Raw genomic sequence first — 16,946 nt, 5'->3', positions numbered from 1 at the left:
TGGGGGGATCGGTAACAGTTTATAGGGCAAAATCATTAACCTTAGGCATATTGTGATCCCGGATTCCTGGTTAATTGAGTAAATGAAATAAATAACCTATAGAGTCGTTGAGCTGCCTTGATGCAGCGATCGCATGAGAAACATCTCCTATTTTGAGATGAGGCTTAGCTTTGAACATTCGCAATTCGGTTTCACCCGCTTAGAAAAGGATATTTTGTTCTTTTTTCTATATAGTCCGATTTTGCACACCTCCAGAGGATTTTGAATCGCCGTATGAGCAAATTTACCGCTCCAAGTTGGCAAAATCGGACTAGAAATCGTTTATTTGACGTCGTTTCAAAACAAGTGGGTGATTTCGGACTCTAGCTGGAGATTGGATCGATTGTAATTATAAGGGAGGCTCAAAGCCATAAAATGGCTAAAGCCTCCCCTTTTTTACCGAGGCGATCAGTCCGAGTTGACGAACCAGTCGTTTTTCATCGTTCCCACCAAACGGCGGTGACCTTGAAACTCCTCGTAAATGTTAAAGTCATACGACTTAAGAAATGACAGCTTGTAGAGCAAATCCCCGTTTTGCAAGCTGATTTTGAAGCCATTATGCTTGCCGACTTTCAACTTCGACTGCGGCGTCTCCGGCGTCTCATTAGATCGAGGCTCGAAGCTGCTCAAATCTGCGGACCACTCGATGGCCCTCACCCCGTTATTGTCGTTGATCTGAAAGACGATCTTACGCCCTTCGGTGCTTACGCGCGTGCTAGCGTCCTTCACGATCTCGTAGTTGAACTTCAACGATAACTCCTTTTCATTCAGCGTGGTGCCAAAATGATCGATGGAAAGCGTGTAAGGCGCAAGCGAAATTCCCTTCAGCGGAGTCTTCACGTCTTTCTTTTCTTGCGGCAGCCAAAACGCGAATGGCTTTACGTACATGTCCGCGCTGGACGAAGCATCATCCGCATCCGAGTCGTCATCGGAATCCGACGCTTCTCCCAAAACCAACTTGCCGTCGGATGCTACCGCCTCGCCAAGCAGCAAATTCATCCCGCTCGTATCGACACCCTTCGGAATGACGCTGGTGACGATGATCTGGGCCTTCCCTCCGGGGCCCACCTTCTCTTTCACGTCCAATACGTTGGCCGGGTAGACGGTACCGCCTGCTGCGCGAAAGCTGGCAACCAGCTTCACCGGACTAGTGAATCGCTTCTCCTGGTTCTCGATGAGCACCTGCGCCGTATACTGATCCGTCGATTGGCCTTGATAAGTCTTGACGCTCTGGATCGAAAACTTGGAGCGGTAACCCGAATCGGTGAGCTCAAACGAAGACGACGGGTCGATGATCGGCACTTTCAACATATCAGCCGGCGTCTCGAAGTCGAGGACGTCTACTGTTTTCTGATCGGACGTTTTCTCCTGCAAAACGAGTTTGAGCTTCGAGAACTCATACGTATACGGAACTTTGGCCGCCATCTGCAGGCCGACGGAGCTGCCGTTCGCAAGTCCCAGCACTTTGGCCGGAGTGATGACCTTGGCATCTACTTTCACGGTTCCGTCGAGCAGAAAGTAACCGGTCATGTCCGGGATCGGCAGCGAGTCCGATCCTTTGTTCGCCAGCGACAAGTCGGCGGTCAAGATGTCCTGGTCCTCCCAGGGCAGCCGATACATGCCGTTCAACTTCGCCGTGTACATGCCGTTCTCGTCCGTAAATTCCACTTCCACTCCTGCACCTTTCCCGTCCTGCTTCATGACATGAGGCAGCTCCAAGCAAGCGACCGGCATATTGAGCGACAGATCGGCCAAGTACTGCGTAACGACGAGCTGCCAGCCTTCGGTCGATACCGATGCCGGTACGGTGCCGGTGAGTGTAATCTCCTTCGTCTCCTGCGAATTGACGACAAGATCTTTTACCCCTTTGGCTGTCAGCGGATACGTATACCCTTCCGGCGTACGAACGGCAAACCGGTAAGCCGGCACCGTTATGCTGTGGTTGCCGACATTTTTCAGCTTCAAAGTGACGTTCGGCAAGCTGTTCTTTTCATTTTTGCCGAGTGTGAAACTCGCCACTGCCAGATTCATGGTGCTGCCCGAAAACTTAACCGTATGCGCGCGTCCTGCCGGGGTTACTTGGGTAAAATCGTCAGGTACCGTTATTTCACCGAGCATACGCTCGAAATTGTCGAGCGAGAAGTCCCACTTCATCAGACTAAACTTCAAATCATGTAATGATGTCGCTTCATTAACAATAGCGTAGTACGACAGCTCTTGCGTGGAACCCGCAGCAATCCTCGTTTTGTCTTTGTCTTGGGGCATTATTTTCGCAGTGAACGGGTCACCGTTCTTACCCAGCAGGCGCACCCAATAATCGATTAACGATAGGCTCTTTGCGCCATTGTTCGTGATGCTCAAAGTAAAGGTTACGACATTGCCGTTAGCATCCGACAGCAGGCTCAAACGGTTGATCTCGACATAAGCGCTATCGTTTAGATGAACACGGCCTATCGCCGCTGTTGTCTCGGCATTGCCTGCGCTGTCTGCAACCACAGCTGCTGGCATAGCCGAACTCATCAGGATAACCAAAGCGACAGTCAGGACGATGAGAGAACGTTTACGATTTCTGGTCATAGGCAGCTTCCTTTCAAAATTATGCTTGATGCCGGAGCGTATCTAAGCCGAGCAATTCTTCCGGTCTCATTGCCTTTAGCTGCTTTTCGTACAATTCGCGATATAGCCCTTTTTGTGCGAGCAGCACCTGGTGTTTGCCGCGCTCGACAATTCGCCCCCGGTCAATGACGAGGATTTGATCGGCTCGAACGACAGTCGCCAGGCGGTGTGCGATAACGAACGTCGTACGGCCTTCCATCAAACGTTCCAGCGCTTGCGTGACTAAATGTTCGGATTCCGCATCCAATGCCGATGTGGCCTCATCTAAAATCAAAATTCGAGGACTTTTGAGCAGCGCTCTGGCGATCGCAATTCGTTGTTTTTGTCCGCCTGAGAGCCGCACGCCGCGTTCTCCAATCACCGTATCGTAGCCAAGCTCCCACTCTTCAATGAACTCATGAGCGTTGGCTGCTACCGCCGCAGCAATGATTTGATCCCGTTCCGCTTTGGGATTGCCGTAAGCGATATTCTCATAGACGGTTCCTGAGAATAGGATATTATCCTGCAGCACAAGGGCAATATGACTGCGCAAGTCATGTAAATCATAATTTCGCAAATCCACCCCGTCTAACAAAACGGCTCCTTCATCCGGATCATAAAATCGAAGAAGCAAATTAATGATCGTGGATTTCCCAGCCCCGCTAGGGCCGACAAGCGCAATGACATCACCGCTCCTGGCATGGAAGCTGATCCCTTTAAGAACCTCCCTGGTCTCCAGCACCATTTGCGGCGGATCGGGTCTCATTTTCGGCGGAATCCAATAAAACCGTTTGGCAGGTCTTTGACGCTCCACCAGATCTTTATTTCTCTGTTCCATTTCGGCTTGCTGTTTTTCCGGCCTTTCGATGACATAATCAAATCCGACTTGATCGAATTGGATCTCGCCTCTACAAGCCTTCAGCGGTATCGGATTGTCTTTATTCCGGATTTCCGGTTCTATATCGAACACTTCAAAAATTCTTTCCACGTTGGCGAGTGAATTTTGGATCGTGACATTGACATCGGAAAAACGCTGAATGGGACCGTACAGCTGGGATAAATAGGCTTGGAACGCGATCAGCTCGCCTGCCGTCATTTTGCCCCTGATAACCATAGTCCCGCCTGCGAACCAAATGATCAATCCGCCGAAATCCTGAAAAGTTTGACTGATTCGGCCCAGCGTGTTCGATAAAAATTGAGCGGTCATCGCATACGCATAATGGGCCGAGGCCTGCTTCTTGAAGCGGTTCAGCTCCATTCGTTCCCGGTTAAACGCCTGCACAACCTTCATACCGGCAATACGTTCCACGAGCACGCCGGACATTCGCTCCATCTGCCGATGCACGGAACGCCACGCATAACGAATGTACACATTGACGTTCGTAAACGTTAAATAATAAACGGGAAGAAGCCATAAAGACAGCAAGGCCAGCTTCCATTCCATATGAAAAAGCATAAATCCGGCGAACAGCACGAGAAAAAGGTCGATCACCAGATTGATAACCCCGGCTCCGACCAAATTTTGTGCGCCGTTCACATCGTTCAGGATTCGGGATACGATACTCCCGACCTGACGGCTATCGTAAAACCGTTGAGACAGCTTTTGCATATGTTCATATAATTGAAAACGGATATCGATGACCATCGAATTCCCCATTTTGGCCATGACCCAATGACGCACATAATTCATTATCGTTCCAAAAACGTAAACTCCCGCCAAAACCGCGATCACCTTGGGCAACGTCCATGAACCGCCTTTAAGCGGAAGCACTTCGTCGATCAGGATCTTCGTCATCCAGGGGACAGTCAAAGGAACGGCGAATTGCAGGATGCCAAGCGCGACAATCGTCATGATCATGAAGCGGTATGGCTTTAAAAACTTAAAATAACGCCGTATGAGTTGGGAACTTGTATCCTTGCGCATATGAAACCTTCTTTCCGACAATGGATGTCATCCAGTTGCCCGGCCGTCACGATATTCCCCTTCGCACCCGATCGAAAAAATCCGGCGGTCCGACTTGCCCGCCTTTCAAGACGACTTGGAGCCCGTCAATACGTTCATCATTCGAATATGCACGACATAGAGGTCCGCCGGAAACGATAGGCGCAATCATTTCTAAGGCGTACAGATTCAGCCTCTTTACGGCAAAGCCCGATGTATCTCCTCCGGCGAAAATAACCCGCTTGAGTCCTGCGGACAGCACCAGCTCTCTCGCCATCTCGCCCAATCGCCCGCCGATCAGCTCACCGCTTGCCGCCAAGCTGAGCCCGCGTGTTCGCAGCCGGTTCTGTGTCTGCTCAATGGACTCGTCATGCGGTCCAAGCGCGGTGTACAAAATGACGTTCTTGCCGGCTTGCAGCATGCGGTCAGCCTCCTGCAGAAGAGAGGGCAGCGTCGTATCCGTTGCATCCTCGAAGAAAATGGACGCAGGTACGCGAATGCCCGCATAACCGTGCGCTAATGCCCATTCGATCTGAGCTTCGGTCGCCGGTGAACAACTGCCGGATACGACGAGCACCCGATCTGTGGGCTCCGCTTGCATGCGGGGGGTCGACGACGCCTCGGGCAGCAAACCGCTCCGCCGCCAGTGGGAGACAAACGCGTATTCCACGCCGGATGAGCCGACCACGAACAACGGCGCTTTATCGCTTTCCTGCTCAAGCAAACCCCCGATTTTGGTCAGATGGTCATCCGTCAGCACATCAAACAACAATATATCCGGCTCGTTGTCAAGCCTCTCGTTAAACCGCCACTCCAGCATCGTTCCGTTCTGCTCCAGGTCCAGGACATTCATGAGGCCGATCGAGCAGGATGTCTGCTCAGCCAAATGAACCCGGAGATCCGCTTCATTCATCGGCGTAACCGGGTGCTTCCTCATATTCGGATGCCGATCCAGACGAACGGTATCCGTACCCTCCGCTGTAAAATGGTTCCCGAACACCGTATAACGCTTTAAAATTGGCGAACCTGCCAAAAGTGGCGTAAAGCGCTGTTCCGGGAACACCTCCCGTCCGATCTCGATCACTTTCCCGATGCTGCCGGTTTCCGGTGATGAATCGAAAGTGGAACATATTTTGTAGTGCGTGATCGGCGCCTTGAAAGTCCGAAGTGCAGTTAGAACGGGGCGAAGCGCCCGCTCCATGTCCTCCGGACTCATCGTCCGGCTCACTCCGGCCACGCCGAAGCCATCGTAACCGGCGAATTTCTCCTTCCACAATGCCATGTCAGGGATGTCCATAAACAAAATAACGCGAAGACCGCCGGTCGTCAGCGCCTCAAGCGCATCCGTGGAACCGGTGAAATCATCCCCGTAATAACAGATCCGCATTCGCTATCTTCTCCCGCCTTCCGCCCCCTCGCTTCCGGCTTTAGCCGAAAGTTTCCAGAGCCTGCTTTAATTCCGGGTGTTTCCCGGCATGAACTTCCAATGGAATTCCCGCCAGCGCCGCCTCCCAGCCTTGCACAAGACTGCGAAAGCCTGCGCCGGGTCCGCCCGGATGCGCATGAATGCCGCCGCCGGCGATATTCATCAGATCGACCGTACGAAGCGTTCCGTACGTTTCAGGCGCCGCTCCCGCCCACTGTTTCGAAGATAACACAGGAAGCACCGTGTCGGATGGATCGTACATTGGCGTTAAGCAGTCGCGCACGCTGTCGATGACGGATGCATTGCTTTCATAAAACTTATTGTTGAGCCCATTGACATGCAGCTGATCGACGCCGGCCAACCGGCACAATTTTTGATAAGCGGCAAACGACATGCCGAGTTGCGGGTACCGCGACAGCATGCCCCATTGGTTGCGGTGACCATGAATACAGACGGGGGCGTGCTTTCTAAGATGGGCGAGACCCGCAAATCCGACGCTGTTGATGCTGACCATGACGCAGTTGCCGCCGGATTTCACGACCGTTTCAAGATGGCTCAGCATCGGATCAACATCGTCAGTGATATTAAACGCGTACATGGTTTTTTTGCCGGTCCGGTCCGCAGCCCGTTCGATTTCTTCCATGGCGACTTTCACGCGTTCGTGCAGCGGAGCATACGGCGGGTTTCCGTGAACTTCGTCGTCCTTGATAAAGTCGATGCCGGACGATGCCAATTCCCGGACAATAAGCCGCAACTGGTCGGGCGTCAAGCCGATGTTCGGTTTAATGATCGTGCCGATAATAGGCCGACCATGAACGCCGGTCAGTTCCCGCGTGCCGGAGATGCCGAACCGCGGGCCCTCATACCGCTCCCGAAACTGCGGAGGAAGTTCAAGATCGAGCAGCCGAAGCCCCGACAATTCTTCCAGCTCATAAAGATTGCCTGCAACTGTCGCCAGCAAGTTCGGAATGGAAGGACCTATGTTGGCATATGGAAAAGCGATCTTTACGATGCCTCGGCGGTATTCGCCCTTGCTGCTCGGAGGCACCTTAGCTCCAGGCAAGGAAGGGAACGCGGAGGTTTCCAGCTGCTCGACGGACAAAATCCTGGCCCGGTGCCTTTGCTTCAAGCTGTCCGTTTCGTTCGGCAGCGGCATAAACGTCCCTGTAGATTGCTCGCTCACGATAATTTCACTTGCCTGTTCAAGTGAAAAGGCGGTTTCGAGCCAGTATGTCGCAATGATCTGGTCATTCATGGACATGGATATTTCCCCTGCCTTTGTAATTCTTCTCGCACAGCCATAATGCCGAGTCGGGGACTGGCATACACGGGAAGCCCGGTTTCTCGGCTTAAAGTATCCTCCATCCTCGCCATCGAGCCCTGTGCCAGCACGAGCACATCCGCTGTCTCGGCTACCGACTTGGCAGCTTCGCGAATAAGCCGATCATGCTCCTCCGGTCGGCCCGCGACTAGCGCCTGGTAAGCCCCTTCCGCCAATGCGTCCAGTACGCGGACGTTCCGATTCTGACGTTCGGCCTCTCTTAGCAGCAGCTGCCGGGTCGGCTCCAAAGTGGTCGGCAGCGTGGCCAGCACGCCGATCTTCGCGAATTTCATGGTCGCGAGTCGCGCCATGGCATCGTCGATCTTGACGATCGGCGTGTCGAACAGCGGCCGTGCCCAATCCGCTACTTCGCCTACTGACGAACACGTATTGAAAATGATATCGGCTCCGATCTCTTCTGCGTGCCGATAGTACTGGACCAACCGACGGGTGATCGCAGAAGTCACTTTACCTGCCTGAATCGCGTCGGCGATCAGACTATCGTCAATGATGTTGACGAGACGGCAGCCCGGCAGTTCCTCCCGAAACAGCTGCCCAATGCGTTCCGAGAGCCCTTGCCCGGTATAAACCGCAACAACTGTTGTCATAACCTTCTCCCCCTTAGAGTTTTTCGCCAGAAAACTGGCTTCCGAAGCATTCGCTTAGCTTGCTGAATCGCTGATCACCGGAACGGTACCGCCTAACCGGCCTTCTTGTGAGAGCCAGTCGTCCGCATCCGGAAGATCGAAATATCGGAGCATTCCCGGGATAATAAAACTGAGGGAATCATTTTCATCATAAAAAGGTTCCCTGATCCAATCCGCAATACTGCTCATGCGGTTATCCAGACGAACGTTCCGGACGCGGGGATCGAGCAAAGCTGCGAGCTCGGCATATAAGGCGTACCGTCCGCTGCCGTAAAGCTCCATATCCTCTGCATCGATGTTCTTCATGGTCGTTGCCAATTCTACAGACCGCAAAACATCGTATGTGCGCACGGCAGCCATACTGTCGCCGAGCCACATCAACTCATCGGTATAGCGGTCCATCATGCCGAAACGTTTAAAAGGTCTCTCCTCGGGAGAATTCAAGTATGGCAGAAGCGAACCGATCCCCGTCGGGTTGAGCACCATGGCAATGCGGCCGGAGGCGCAAGTTTCTTCGATCCATTTTGCATGCGCATTGATCTCTCTCGTTCCGCCGTCCCATACGGCAATCGTAACCGGCAGTCTCCGGCCTGCAAGCTTCGAATCGAAAAATTGCAGAGCGTTGTTTAACAATCCGCGCTGGCTCCACCATACCGTCCGGAGCGCCCACAGATGCTCCACTTCTCCGCCTCCGGAAAGGCGCGGATTCAGATCGCACGGCTTGCGATTGAAGTAAACGGCATTGCGTAGCCACGCCAGTGCCTGTCTTTTTCGCACGTCATCCGGCAGTGATTGACGAGCTTTTTCGTATCCTGCCAGACGTTGAACTGTTTCGGCGTGTACATTCCGGGCATAAGCACACTCGCCGATGACTTGGCCGCTCTGTGTGCATCTGAGCTGCTCGGCAGGCAGCAGTTGGATCACTTCATCCGGTGGCACAACCGCACTTCCCAGTAAATACTTGGAAAAAAAGCCGGCCGCCGCACGGGCGAGCGGGATCGTAAAGCGGTGTACATGTTCATCCTCGAAAATATCCAGTTGTTCCCCTTTGCCGTACATGTCCCAAAATCTCCGGTTTACAGCTACCGTATGACGAGGAGCCTCGATGGGCACGGAATCGTACGTTGTAGCGAGCACGAGCACCGGCCTGGGCGCCATCGCGAGCACGATATCTTCATGATCGAAGCCGAGCGCGGAAAAACCGGGCCATTTTTGCTCTGCGTCCTGCGCTTTTCCGGTTAGCAGGAAGTACGGCCGGTTCATGATAAATCCGCCGGGCGCTGCTGCAGCGATGCGCTCGTCGTACATCATAAGGAGCGACGTTTGCGTGCCGCCTCCTGAATGGCCGGTAACCCCGATCCGTTCCGGATCGACTTCCCGTCTCGTACACAAATAATCGATCGCACGCACGGCATCGTGCAGCATATAGCGTGCCAAGCTGTCGCCGAGCGGCAAGCATTGCCGGCCGACATTTTCATGCTCCGTCACACTCGTCATCGGAGCCTGCTTCGTCTCGGGATCGTAGAAGCCAAAACGCTCTCCCTGACCTAACGGATCGAGCGACATAACGATAAGACCGGCATGTACCAAGTAATGGCACACGGTCTGATATTCGTCGCAATGCTTCGCCTGCTCGCGGTGCCCGCACAGCAGCAGCACCGCACCACGGGGCTCTGTTACCCCATCAGGTATATATAGATTAGCTGTCACATACACGTGAGGTCTCGATTCGAAGATTACTCTCTCAACGCGAAAGCCATTTCCCGGTATAGTGCCGGTAATTTGCGGCTTTAACGGGGTATCCGAAGGCGGCATGCCGCCGAGGCAGTTGACAAATCCTTCGCGAAGTTCCTTCTGCCGCAGTTCAAGGTCGGCAACGTCTACTATGGCCGCACGTGCCTGTTCTCCCATCTCGGCCGCCCGCATGGCGGATTCGTAAATCCATCTCGGCAGCTGGCTTTTGACATCAAAATGGGCAATTTGGACATTTTCAAACTTTTCAAACACGGTTAGATATTCCCCCTTTCGACATTTCGGCCAGGTCCGAATCAACCAGCAGGTCGGCCAAACGTACAGGTTGGTTCGCATGCGCCGATTTCCAGACCGCTTCCCCAGTCAGCACCGCTAGAGCCCCCGCTTCCGCACCCGCCATAATTTCATAGGGACGAAGCGGATCAGGGCCCAGGAACAAATCTTCCAAAATGAGCGGGTCTCCCCCTCCGTGCCCTCCGGATCGCGGTACGACATGGATCGTTTCTTTGGCGCCGAATAGCGGGAAATAATCGATGGCTTGCTCAGGTACATGGAAGGTCGCCCGTCCGGACATCACTTCCTTGGTTTCGATCCTGCCCTTCGTCCCATTAATGGCAAGCCGATACCCTTCGTAAGGCAGCGAAAAATTAACGGAATAGCTTAACATCGCGCCCTTGTCGTACTTGACAACCGCTGCATACGTATCTTCAATATCGATTTCCGAATCGAAAATACAGCCGTCCGGGCGGTACCCGGTAAAGCTGCCCGGCTTGACGTCCATCGTAGTCAAATGGTCGTCTTGGGGGACGATCTCCTTGCTCCGTGATGACCACCGCATGAAATACGTGCAGTTCTGCTTGACCCTGCATGTCCCGCAGTGCCTGCCGTCTTCCTTGGCGGGATTGAGCTCGCCACTGGGACCGAAATAGTGGAGCGCCCCATATGCAAACGCTTCCAATGGTTTTTGGCCGATCCACCAATTGATAAGGTCAAAATGGTGGGTGCTCTTGTGCACCGACAATCCGCCGGAATTGCTGCGTTTGCGGTTCCATCTTTTGAAGTAGCTTGCGCCGTGATACGTATCGAGGTACCAATTCAAATCGACCGATGTCACTCTGCCAATTCTGCCTTCCAGAATCAATTCCTTGATTCTCGTATGGATCGGTGAATACCGGTAATTGAAGGCTACGTGCAGTTTGCCTCTGCTGGAGTTCTGCGCATCCAGAACCCGCTTGCAATCCGCCCCGTTGGTCACCATCGGTTTCTCCGAAATGACGTCCAGATGGTGCTCTAAACCTTTCACTATATAATCGGCATGGGTATAATCCACGCCTGTGACGATCACTGCGTCGGGTTTCGTTTCCTGAATCATCCGCTCGAACTGATCCGGGGCATAAACCGGGGTTCCCGTGAGCGCCGGAAATTTCTTAAAGCAATTCGCAAAACGGCCCGGATCCGGATCGAGCAATCCGACAATTTCGCAATGCTGCTGGAACGTGTCCAGCATCGGACGGATAAACATGCCGTTCGCCCTAGTGCTGACGCCGCAGATGACGTATCTTTTTCTCGCCACGTTGTTCTCCCTCCTCGCTTCTACCGTAAGTATACAAAGAAGCCGTCGGCAAACCATTAGCGAAAACGACTGAGATTATAGGTCAATCCTCTGAAATGTGGCACCGCAAAAAGCGTCCCTGCCGGCTTTTAACCGGAGGGACGCTTGATACCGTTTAATTCAAGGTTTTGGTGGTGTACTTTAGTTGCCCAAGATAATGGTGTACTTCAACATTTGCGTTCCGCCAACGAGATACATGGTGAATTGTTGGATGTTGTTTCGGTCCGGATTACTGCTCTTCGGATTGCGGGTATAGTTCAGTGTTAATTCGGGATTGATGGAGACCGAATCCTGTTTGGAAGGATCGAGCTCATTATAAACGATATCGCCGATGAACGCCTGCATACCGATAAGGTCCATGATGGGATTGATCTGGTCCTGATTCGTGACGGCTTCGGCACAAGACTTTGCTTCTTTGTTGTCTGCGCTCTTGCAGATATTGATGAATGTACCGTAACTGTTCGTTTCCACCCGCAATTCTCCAATTAAGGTCTTATCCCATAGGTAGAGACCATTCAGCTGCTTCGACGTGCCGTCTTTGATCGTTTTTGGAGAGCCGCCGCCTTGTGCCTTGATGCCGGAAGGAAACATGGAGTCAACACCGGATCCCAGACTTTGTGTGAGCGACTTAACTCCGTTCGGAGTATCGAAATAAACGGTAAAGTTGAATTTTCCGCTGTCGAGGCCGATGATCTTCCCTACACCTTTAATGGTGCTGTAAGCCATTGCTTTCGGGTTATCTGATGTAACCGCTCTGACTTTAACGGATAACCCTGTGTCAAGACCTAAAGCATCTTTCGTAATAACATTGACGTCTTTCGCAAGCGCCGAGTAGTATGTGAACAAATAAACCGCGTTCGTAACGCTATTGATTTTTTGGGTATCGTATAAAATTCTTCCAATCGCCAGGAGATCGCCCGATTTAATGTCCAACGCATAGGTCAGATTCGGATTATTCTGATCGTCGACATCCACCACAACCGAATCGGAGCTGAGCCTTTCCTGGATTTGCCCGTTCGAATCGAGATGAACCAGCGTGGCGGTCAATTTGTAGGTTCCTTTCATTCCCGGGTTCGGTTTGAAGGTGATCGATTGACCGTCGCCGTTAGATTTGACGATATCCGTTATCTCCTTCAGTACGACCGGATTCGCATCGCTGAGCGCCACGTTTCCTGTCGTATAGACAGCTCCCGTAACACCGCTGATCTTTTCAAGCTTCATCTCAACCTTGTAATCGACCTTTTTCGTAGAGTATGCCTCGTCGAATTGATCGTAAATTTTGAACACTGCATTGGTCTTTGACTTCTCTAAGGTGTTGATCAGTAATATGTTCCGGGCGGAATTCCCCTCATCCAGCTTTATGGTATTAGGCTTGCGTGCCGGTTCGATCATGAGCGGATAGGTTACCGTCTGATTCAAACCGTTTATTCGTACATTGATGGTCGCAGGCCCTGCGGACGTGACTTGTTTTACGCGAATGGTTCCGTTGAGATTGATCGCGACGTTTCGAACCTGGCCTGTTTTCGGGTCGGTTCGCGTCGCCGGATCTGCTTCCAGAACAAGCCCTCCTGTTGCATATACAGAAATTTTCCCGGCCATTTCAAGAGGCGCGATCTCGGTTGAATCCAACTCCTTATTTGCGGAGTCGATGACCTTGAGTCCAATCTCTTTATTCTGGTCACCTTCCGTCAATGGCGTTGTTAACGGCCCGATGACAACCGTATAAGGTGACTTCGGCGTAGCTACCGTAACCGTCTGAGACACCTCTTCGCCATTAAAGATTAATTTCACGGTCACTTCCTTGTTGCTGTCCAAATCCGGGTAAGCCGCCAGTTGCAATTCCGGATAACCGTCGTTGTCAAAATCTATGAAATCATTCGGCCCATCCGTTCTAAACACATTTCCCCAAGCCCCGGCATAATTCTTGAATATTCCCATGTTCAAATACTTAGTATCCACGATGCGATTTCCGTACTGGTCGTACGCTTTGAATGTAAGGTACGCTCTCCCTCCGGCTTGAAATACCAGTTGTCCGGCAGGGAGCTTCAGATTGCTTTTCGTATCGCCCAAGTCGACTTTCTTCACTTGTGGAATATCGCCGACGGTAAACGATTTGCCTACGGAAATGTAACCGCTCTTTTCCAACAGGTTCACTGAAATTGTGCTGTCCGGAGTCAAATCGCTTAAATCGAGGACAATCGCATTACTGTCGGCCAAAATGGTCGATGTGACGCGTTTTGGCGCACCTACATAGATACTCATATTGCCAGGCGATAATTTCATATTCTCGCCATACTGGTTTACAGCCTTGTATTCGATAAGCGCTTTAGACCAAGAGAGCTTATCGGTAGCCGTGACGAATTCGACTTTAGCGGCACGTTCATTCTCCGGCATAAAAGCCATCGTTCCGTTCGCAACATCCACTCCGCTCAGCACGACATGGTATTGCGCGAATTCAAAATCATCGCTCATTTCGAGCGTAGCTGTCATGTTGTCGTCAGACCACGTGGTGTTCGGTTCGAATTCCACAGGTTTGTTGTCGGAATCCAAGAAACCTGCTTTCGTCACGGACAGTACGGCCTTATCGATATCGATGTCACGGTTCAGTCTTACCGATAACTTGTTCTTTCCGATCACCTTCAATTCGGCAATGGAAACTTTGGACGGCTTCGCTGTTGTCGTATGCAGCTTCAAAGCCTCATAGGCAGCGAGCGCCAGCGTTTTTCTAGTCACGGGCACATTGCCACCGAACTTGCCGCCAGTCTGGTTCGTCATGATTTTTTGCTGCAGCGCATAGGCTACATAGCTTTTATAGGCAGTTTCCACCGTCTCATCCTTGACTGGATCTGCCGCTTTAGCCTTTTCATCCAAGCCAAGTCCCTTGACCAGCAGCATAGCGAGCTCTTGACGGGTTACCGCCCCGGTCGGATTGTACTTGTTGTCGACAGTGTCGTAGGTGAGTGATGCTTTCTTTAAAGCTTCGATATAAGAACGTGCAGGATCGTTCGATTGGATATCCGAAAAGGTCGATAACGTAACGATGGAATCGATCGTTAATCCCAAAACAAGCGTCGCCGTTTTCGCCAATTGGGCGCGAGTTATTGGATCGTCCACACCGAAAGTGCCGGATTGCGCCTTCTCGATCGCGTCCATTTTCAATAAAACGTTGATCTTCTTCTTGTCGTCCTTCGAGAGACCCTTCAAATCACTAAGCTGGTCGGCCAAGTATGTGTCTGAAGTTACCGTCTCAGAAGAAGCTGCCGGTTTCGTTTCCGAAGGCTTCGTCGAAGGCGTTGCCGATGTCGTAGGAGTTGTTGGTGAAGCTGAAGCCGCTTCTTCCGCATAGACAAATGGAGAAAAGCAGTAACAGAACAGCATAAACGATAATATTAAAGCAATTTCTTTTCTCATTTCACGCACCTCCCGATTAAAGATGACACTTCCAGTAAAACGCTTACATTTCGTTCGAAACATACCTATTTTTTCAATCCAATCAGCCCCACTCTCTATCATTCATTTGCTTCCATGGACTAACTTTATAATAAAAAAGTGAAAGTTATATAGGGGCTTTTGTGCAACTTTATAGGTTATTTTATTCATCTGAGTTCTGGCAGCATACCTCGTTACAGCCTCATTGAGTATCTTCAACCTGCCCCATTCCCACCTATAAGAATGAAAAACATCGTTATTGCACACGCTTCTACCCCCACGCACCTCTGCAACTTCGACGTATGATGGTAGAGACACCACCAAACGAGTTATGTTTACGGAATCCTATATCGTTCATACGGCTTCCATTGCGAATGCGGGGACACTTCGTCCTGCCCAGGCCAAGGGTTGGCCGTCACCCAATCCGCAGCGTTTTGCAACACTTCACGCAAGATCGTTTCAATCAAGTCATAGGAGATTCTTGGCGTGCGGACAGCGGCGGCTTCTCGTTTCATTCGGGAAACTTCGGCGCATAGCCGGTTCAAGCACGCCTCCATGATCTGCTTCCCTAGCTCAGGACTCGCTTCACCGGCATCGGATCCGAGGGCAAGACGCCCACCGGACCCCGGCTCATCTTCATAATCCTTTGCCGTCAAATCGATAAGATCAGGCCGAACGTACATCAGCTGCGAGATTTCGTACTTCCCGGCATGGTCGCCTTCGTATAAGCCTTCCACCAGCTCGGGATCGCTTTTGACCCAGACCTGCACGGCAACGTATTTCATAAATACGTCAGCCGCATGCCGCAAATCCCGCTGATTCCCCCCGCTATGCCCTGATACGACGACAACGGTTGTAAAACCTGCATGCACAAATGCTCTCAATTGATATAAGAATAGCGAGAGGAAAACCGCCGGGGGCACAGAAGTCATGTGCGGATTTTCTTCCCCGACCGTCTCTTCCAGCCAACGGGCATGGTAGCCCGTCTCATGGATATGGTAGCCCATCGATGGGGCGACGATGCCCCCAACTTGCCGGGCTGCTTCCCGGCACAGCCATTCCGCTTTAATCGTATCGAGACCGAACGCGCTAATCTGCCCGTGCGGCTCGCAGAGACCGAGCGGCAAGTACACGACGGGGCATTCCGACAATCTTTGCTTGAACTCGAAGGGCAGCAGTTCCGCCCACAGCGTCTTATATGAAGTACTTGGTCTCATAGAAATTCCGCACCCATCTGTGGTGACGCCGTATGTTTTCAAATACGTCATCCGGTAACGGCTCCCGGTCGACCGCTGCGATGTTCTCGTCGGCATATTGCGGCACATGCATCGAAGAGATGGCTGTGGTCACGCCCGGGTGGTGAAGCACGAATTTAATCGCCAGCTCCGCCAGAGAGTGCGCATATTGCGGAATAAAGGCTTCCCGCAGCCGGTTAACGCGCTCCATGTATAAGTGGCGGGGCAAATTCTCGAAGTACGTTTTGCGGAAATCCTCTTCTTCGAATCGGGTATCTTCCTTCAGAAATCCCGTTAATCCGCCTTCATCCAAAATGCACCGTGCGATTAAGGCCACGTTGTTCTCCTGACAGAACGGGATAAGGCAATCGAGCGGTTGCGGATCAAAGATATTGAACACCGTCTGCACCGAATCGATTTTTCCGCTCTGCACGAGCGTCAGCGCGACATCATGCCGCTGATCGGGGAGCGAAATGCCGATGCCCCGGATTTTGCCTTCTTGCTTCAGCTGCAGCAGCTCATCCATCCAGTAGTCGACGCGATCCCACTGCGGCCAGTATTGGTGAAGCTGCATCAGATCGATGGTCTCGACGCCCAGCAGTCGAAGCGAGAGTTCCGTGCTCTCACGAAGCCAACCTTGCGGAAACGCGGTCTTCACCGGAATCGGGATGCCCCAGCCGATATTGCCCGGACCCTTGGATTGAATTTTGGTTGCGATAAACGGTCTCTCGCCCTTCCACTCCCGCAAGGCAAGGCCCAGAATTCGCTCCGATTCTCCATAATTCCGTGCGGTATCGATGAAATTGACGCCCCGTTCCAAGCTGTGCAGGACCGATCGCACCAGGTCTTTTTCCGAATGATGGCCGAATACGCCTTGTAACCCCATCGCTCCGAATCCGAGCCGGGAGACGGAATCTCCCAATTTTCCGAAAGCATTGTATTTCATAT

At 52.1% G+C, this 16,946-nt stretch carries 10 protein-coding genes; all 10 read right to left on the bottom strand.

The window, feature by feature from the left end; genetic code table 11:
* Nucleotides 1–447: 447 nt before the first annotated feature.
* The 10 genes from ICC18_RS00905 to ICC18_RS00860 all read right to left on the bottom strand — a co-directional run bounded on the left by ICC18_RS00905 (nucleotide 448) and on the right by ICC18_RS00860 (nucleotide 16,944).
* Complete coding sequence (locus ICC18_RS00905) at nucleotides 448–2,616, bottom strand: COG1470 family protein (RefSeq protein ID WP_188172502.1); 2,169 nt, start codon at nucleotides 2,614–2,616, stop codon at nucleotides 448–450.
* Between the two features lie 19 nt (nucleotides 2,617–2,635).
* Nucleotides 2,636–4,558, bottom strand: coding sequence for an ABC transporter ATP-binding protein (locus ICC18_RS00900; RefSeq protein ID WP_223192235.1), 1,923 nt, complete (start codon nucleotides 4,556–4,558; stop codon nucleotides 2,636–2,638).
* A gap of 46 nt (nucleotides 4,559–4,604) precedes the next feature.
* Entirely contained in the window at nucleotides 4,605–5,963 is a 1,359-nt protein-coding gene (locus tag ICC18_RS00895; RefSeq protein ID WP_188172501.1) for a four-carbon acid sugar kinase family protein, read from the bottom strand.
* Between the two features lie 40 nt (nucleotides 5,964–6,003).
* Nucleotides 6,004–7,263 carry a ribulose-bisphosphate carboxylase large subunit family protein gene (locus tag ICC18_RS00890; RefSeq protein WP_188172500.1) on the bottom strand — a complete coding sequence of 420 codons (1,260 nt, stop codon included), beginning with the start codon at nucleotides 7,261–7,263 and terminating at the stop codon, nucleotides 6,004–6,006.
* Entirely contained in the window at nucleotides 7,254–7,931 is a 678-nt protein-coding gene (locus ICC18_RS00885) for an aspartate/glutamate racemase family protein (protein ID WP_188172499.1), read from the bottom strand. The genes ICC18_RS00890 and ICC18_RS00885 overlap by 10 nt, the downstream gene beginning before the upstream one ends.
* Nucleotides 7,932–7,985: 54 nt before the next feature.
* The gene (locus ICC18_RS00880) at nucleotides 7,986–9,977 is read right to left on the bottom strand and encodes an alpha/beta hydrolase family protein (protein ID WP_188172498.1); all 1,992 of its coding nucleotides are present in this window, start codon (nucleotides 9,975–9,977) and stop codon (nucleotides 7,986–7,988) included.
* A complete protein-coding gene (locus ICC18_RS00875; protein ID WP_188172497.1) occupies nucleotides 9,970–11,295 on the bottom strand; it encodes a Gfo/Idh/MocA family protein in 1,326 nt (441 codons plus the stop codon). Before ICC18_RS00875 ends, ICC18_RS00880 begins: the two co-directional genes overlap by 8 nt.
* Before the next feature lie 180 nt (nucleotides 11,296–11,475).
* Entirely contained in the window at nucleotides 11,476–14,745 is a 3,270-nt protein-coding gene (locus ICC18_RS00870; RefSeq protein ID WP_188172496.1) for an S-layer homology domain-containing protein, read from the bottom strand.
* Between the two features lie 353 nt (nucleotides 14,746–15,098).
* Nucleotides 15,099–15,980, bottom strand: coding sequence for a creatininase family protein (locus ICC18_RS00865; RefSeq protein ID WP_188172495.1), 882 nt, complete (start codon nucleotides 15,978–15,980; stop codon nucleotides 15,099–15,101).
* Nucleotides 15,958–16,944: an aldo/keto reductase gene (locus tag ICC18_RS00860; protein ID WP_188172494.1), complete on the bottom strand. Its 987-nt coding sequence runs from the start codon at nucleotides 16,942–16,944 to the stop codon at nucleotides 15,958–15,960. The genes ICC18_RS00865 and ICC18_RS00860 overlap by 23 nt, the downstream gene beginning before the upstream one ends.
* Nucleotides 16,945–16,946: the final 2 nt, after the last annotated feature.

Origin of the sequence: Paenibacillus sedimenti, assembly GCF_014534655.1 — a bacterium.
GTDB classification, from domain to species: Bacteria; Bacillota; Bacilli; order Paenibacillales; family NBRC-103111; genus Paenibacillus_E; species Paenibacillus_E sedimenti.
Note: the sequence above shows the minus strand (reverse complement) of the source record. Positions and strands in the feature narration are given on the sequence as shown.

Excerpts from the sequence above, each read along its gene's own strand:
- ICC18_RS00895 (WP_188172501.1), bottom strand. The coding sequence starts at position 5,963 with ATGCGGATCTGTTATTACGGGGATGATTTCACCGGTTCCACGGATGCG.
- ICC18_RS00870 (WP_188172496.1), bottom strand. The coding sequence starts at position 14,745 with ATGAGAAAAGAAATTGCTTTAATATTATCGTTTATGCTGTTCTGTTAC.
- ICC18_RS00905 (WP_188172502.1), bottom strand. The coding sequence starts at position 2,616 with ATGACCAGAAATCGTAAACGTTCTCTCATCGTCCTGACTGTCGCTTTG.
- ICC18_RS00890 (WP_188172500.1), bottom strand. The coding sequence starts at position 7,263 with ATGTCCATGAATGACCAGATCATTGCGACATACTGGCTCGAAACCGCC.
- ICC18_RS00900 (WP_223192235.1), bottom strand. The coding sequence starts at position 4,558 with ATGCGCAAGGATACAAGTTCCCAACTCATACGGCGTTATTTTAAGTTT.
- ICC18_RS00885 (WP_188172499.1), bottom strand. The coding sequence starts at position 7,931 with ATGACAACAGTTGTTGCGGTTTATACCGGGCAAGGGCTCTCGGAACGC.
- ICC18_RS00860 (WP_188172494.1), bottom strand. The coding sequence starts at position 16,944 with ATGAAATACAATGCTTTCGGAAAATTGGGAGATTCCGTCTCCCGGCTC.
- ICC18_RS00865 (WP_188172495.1), bottom strand. The coding sequence starts at position 15,980 with ATGAGACCAAGTACTTCATATAAGACGCTGTGGGCGGAACTGCTGCCC.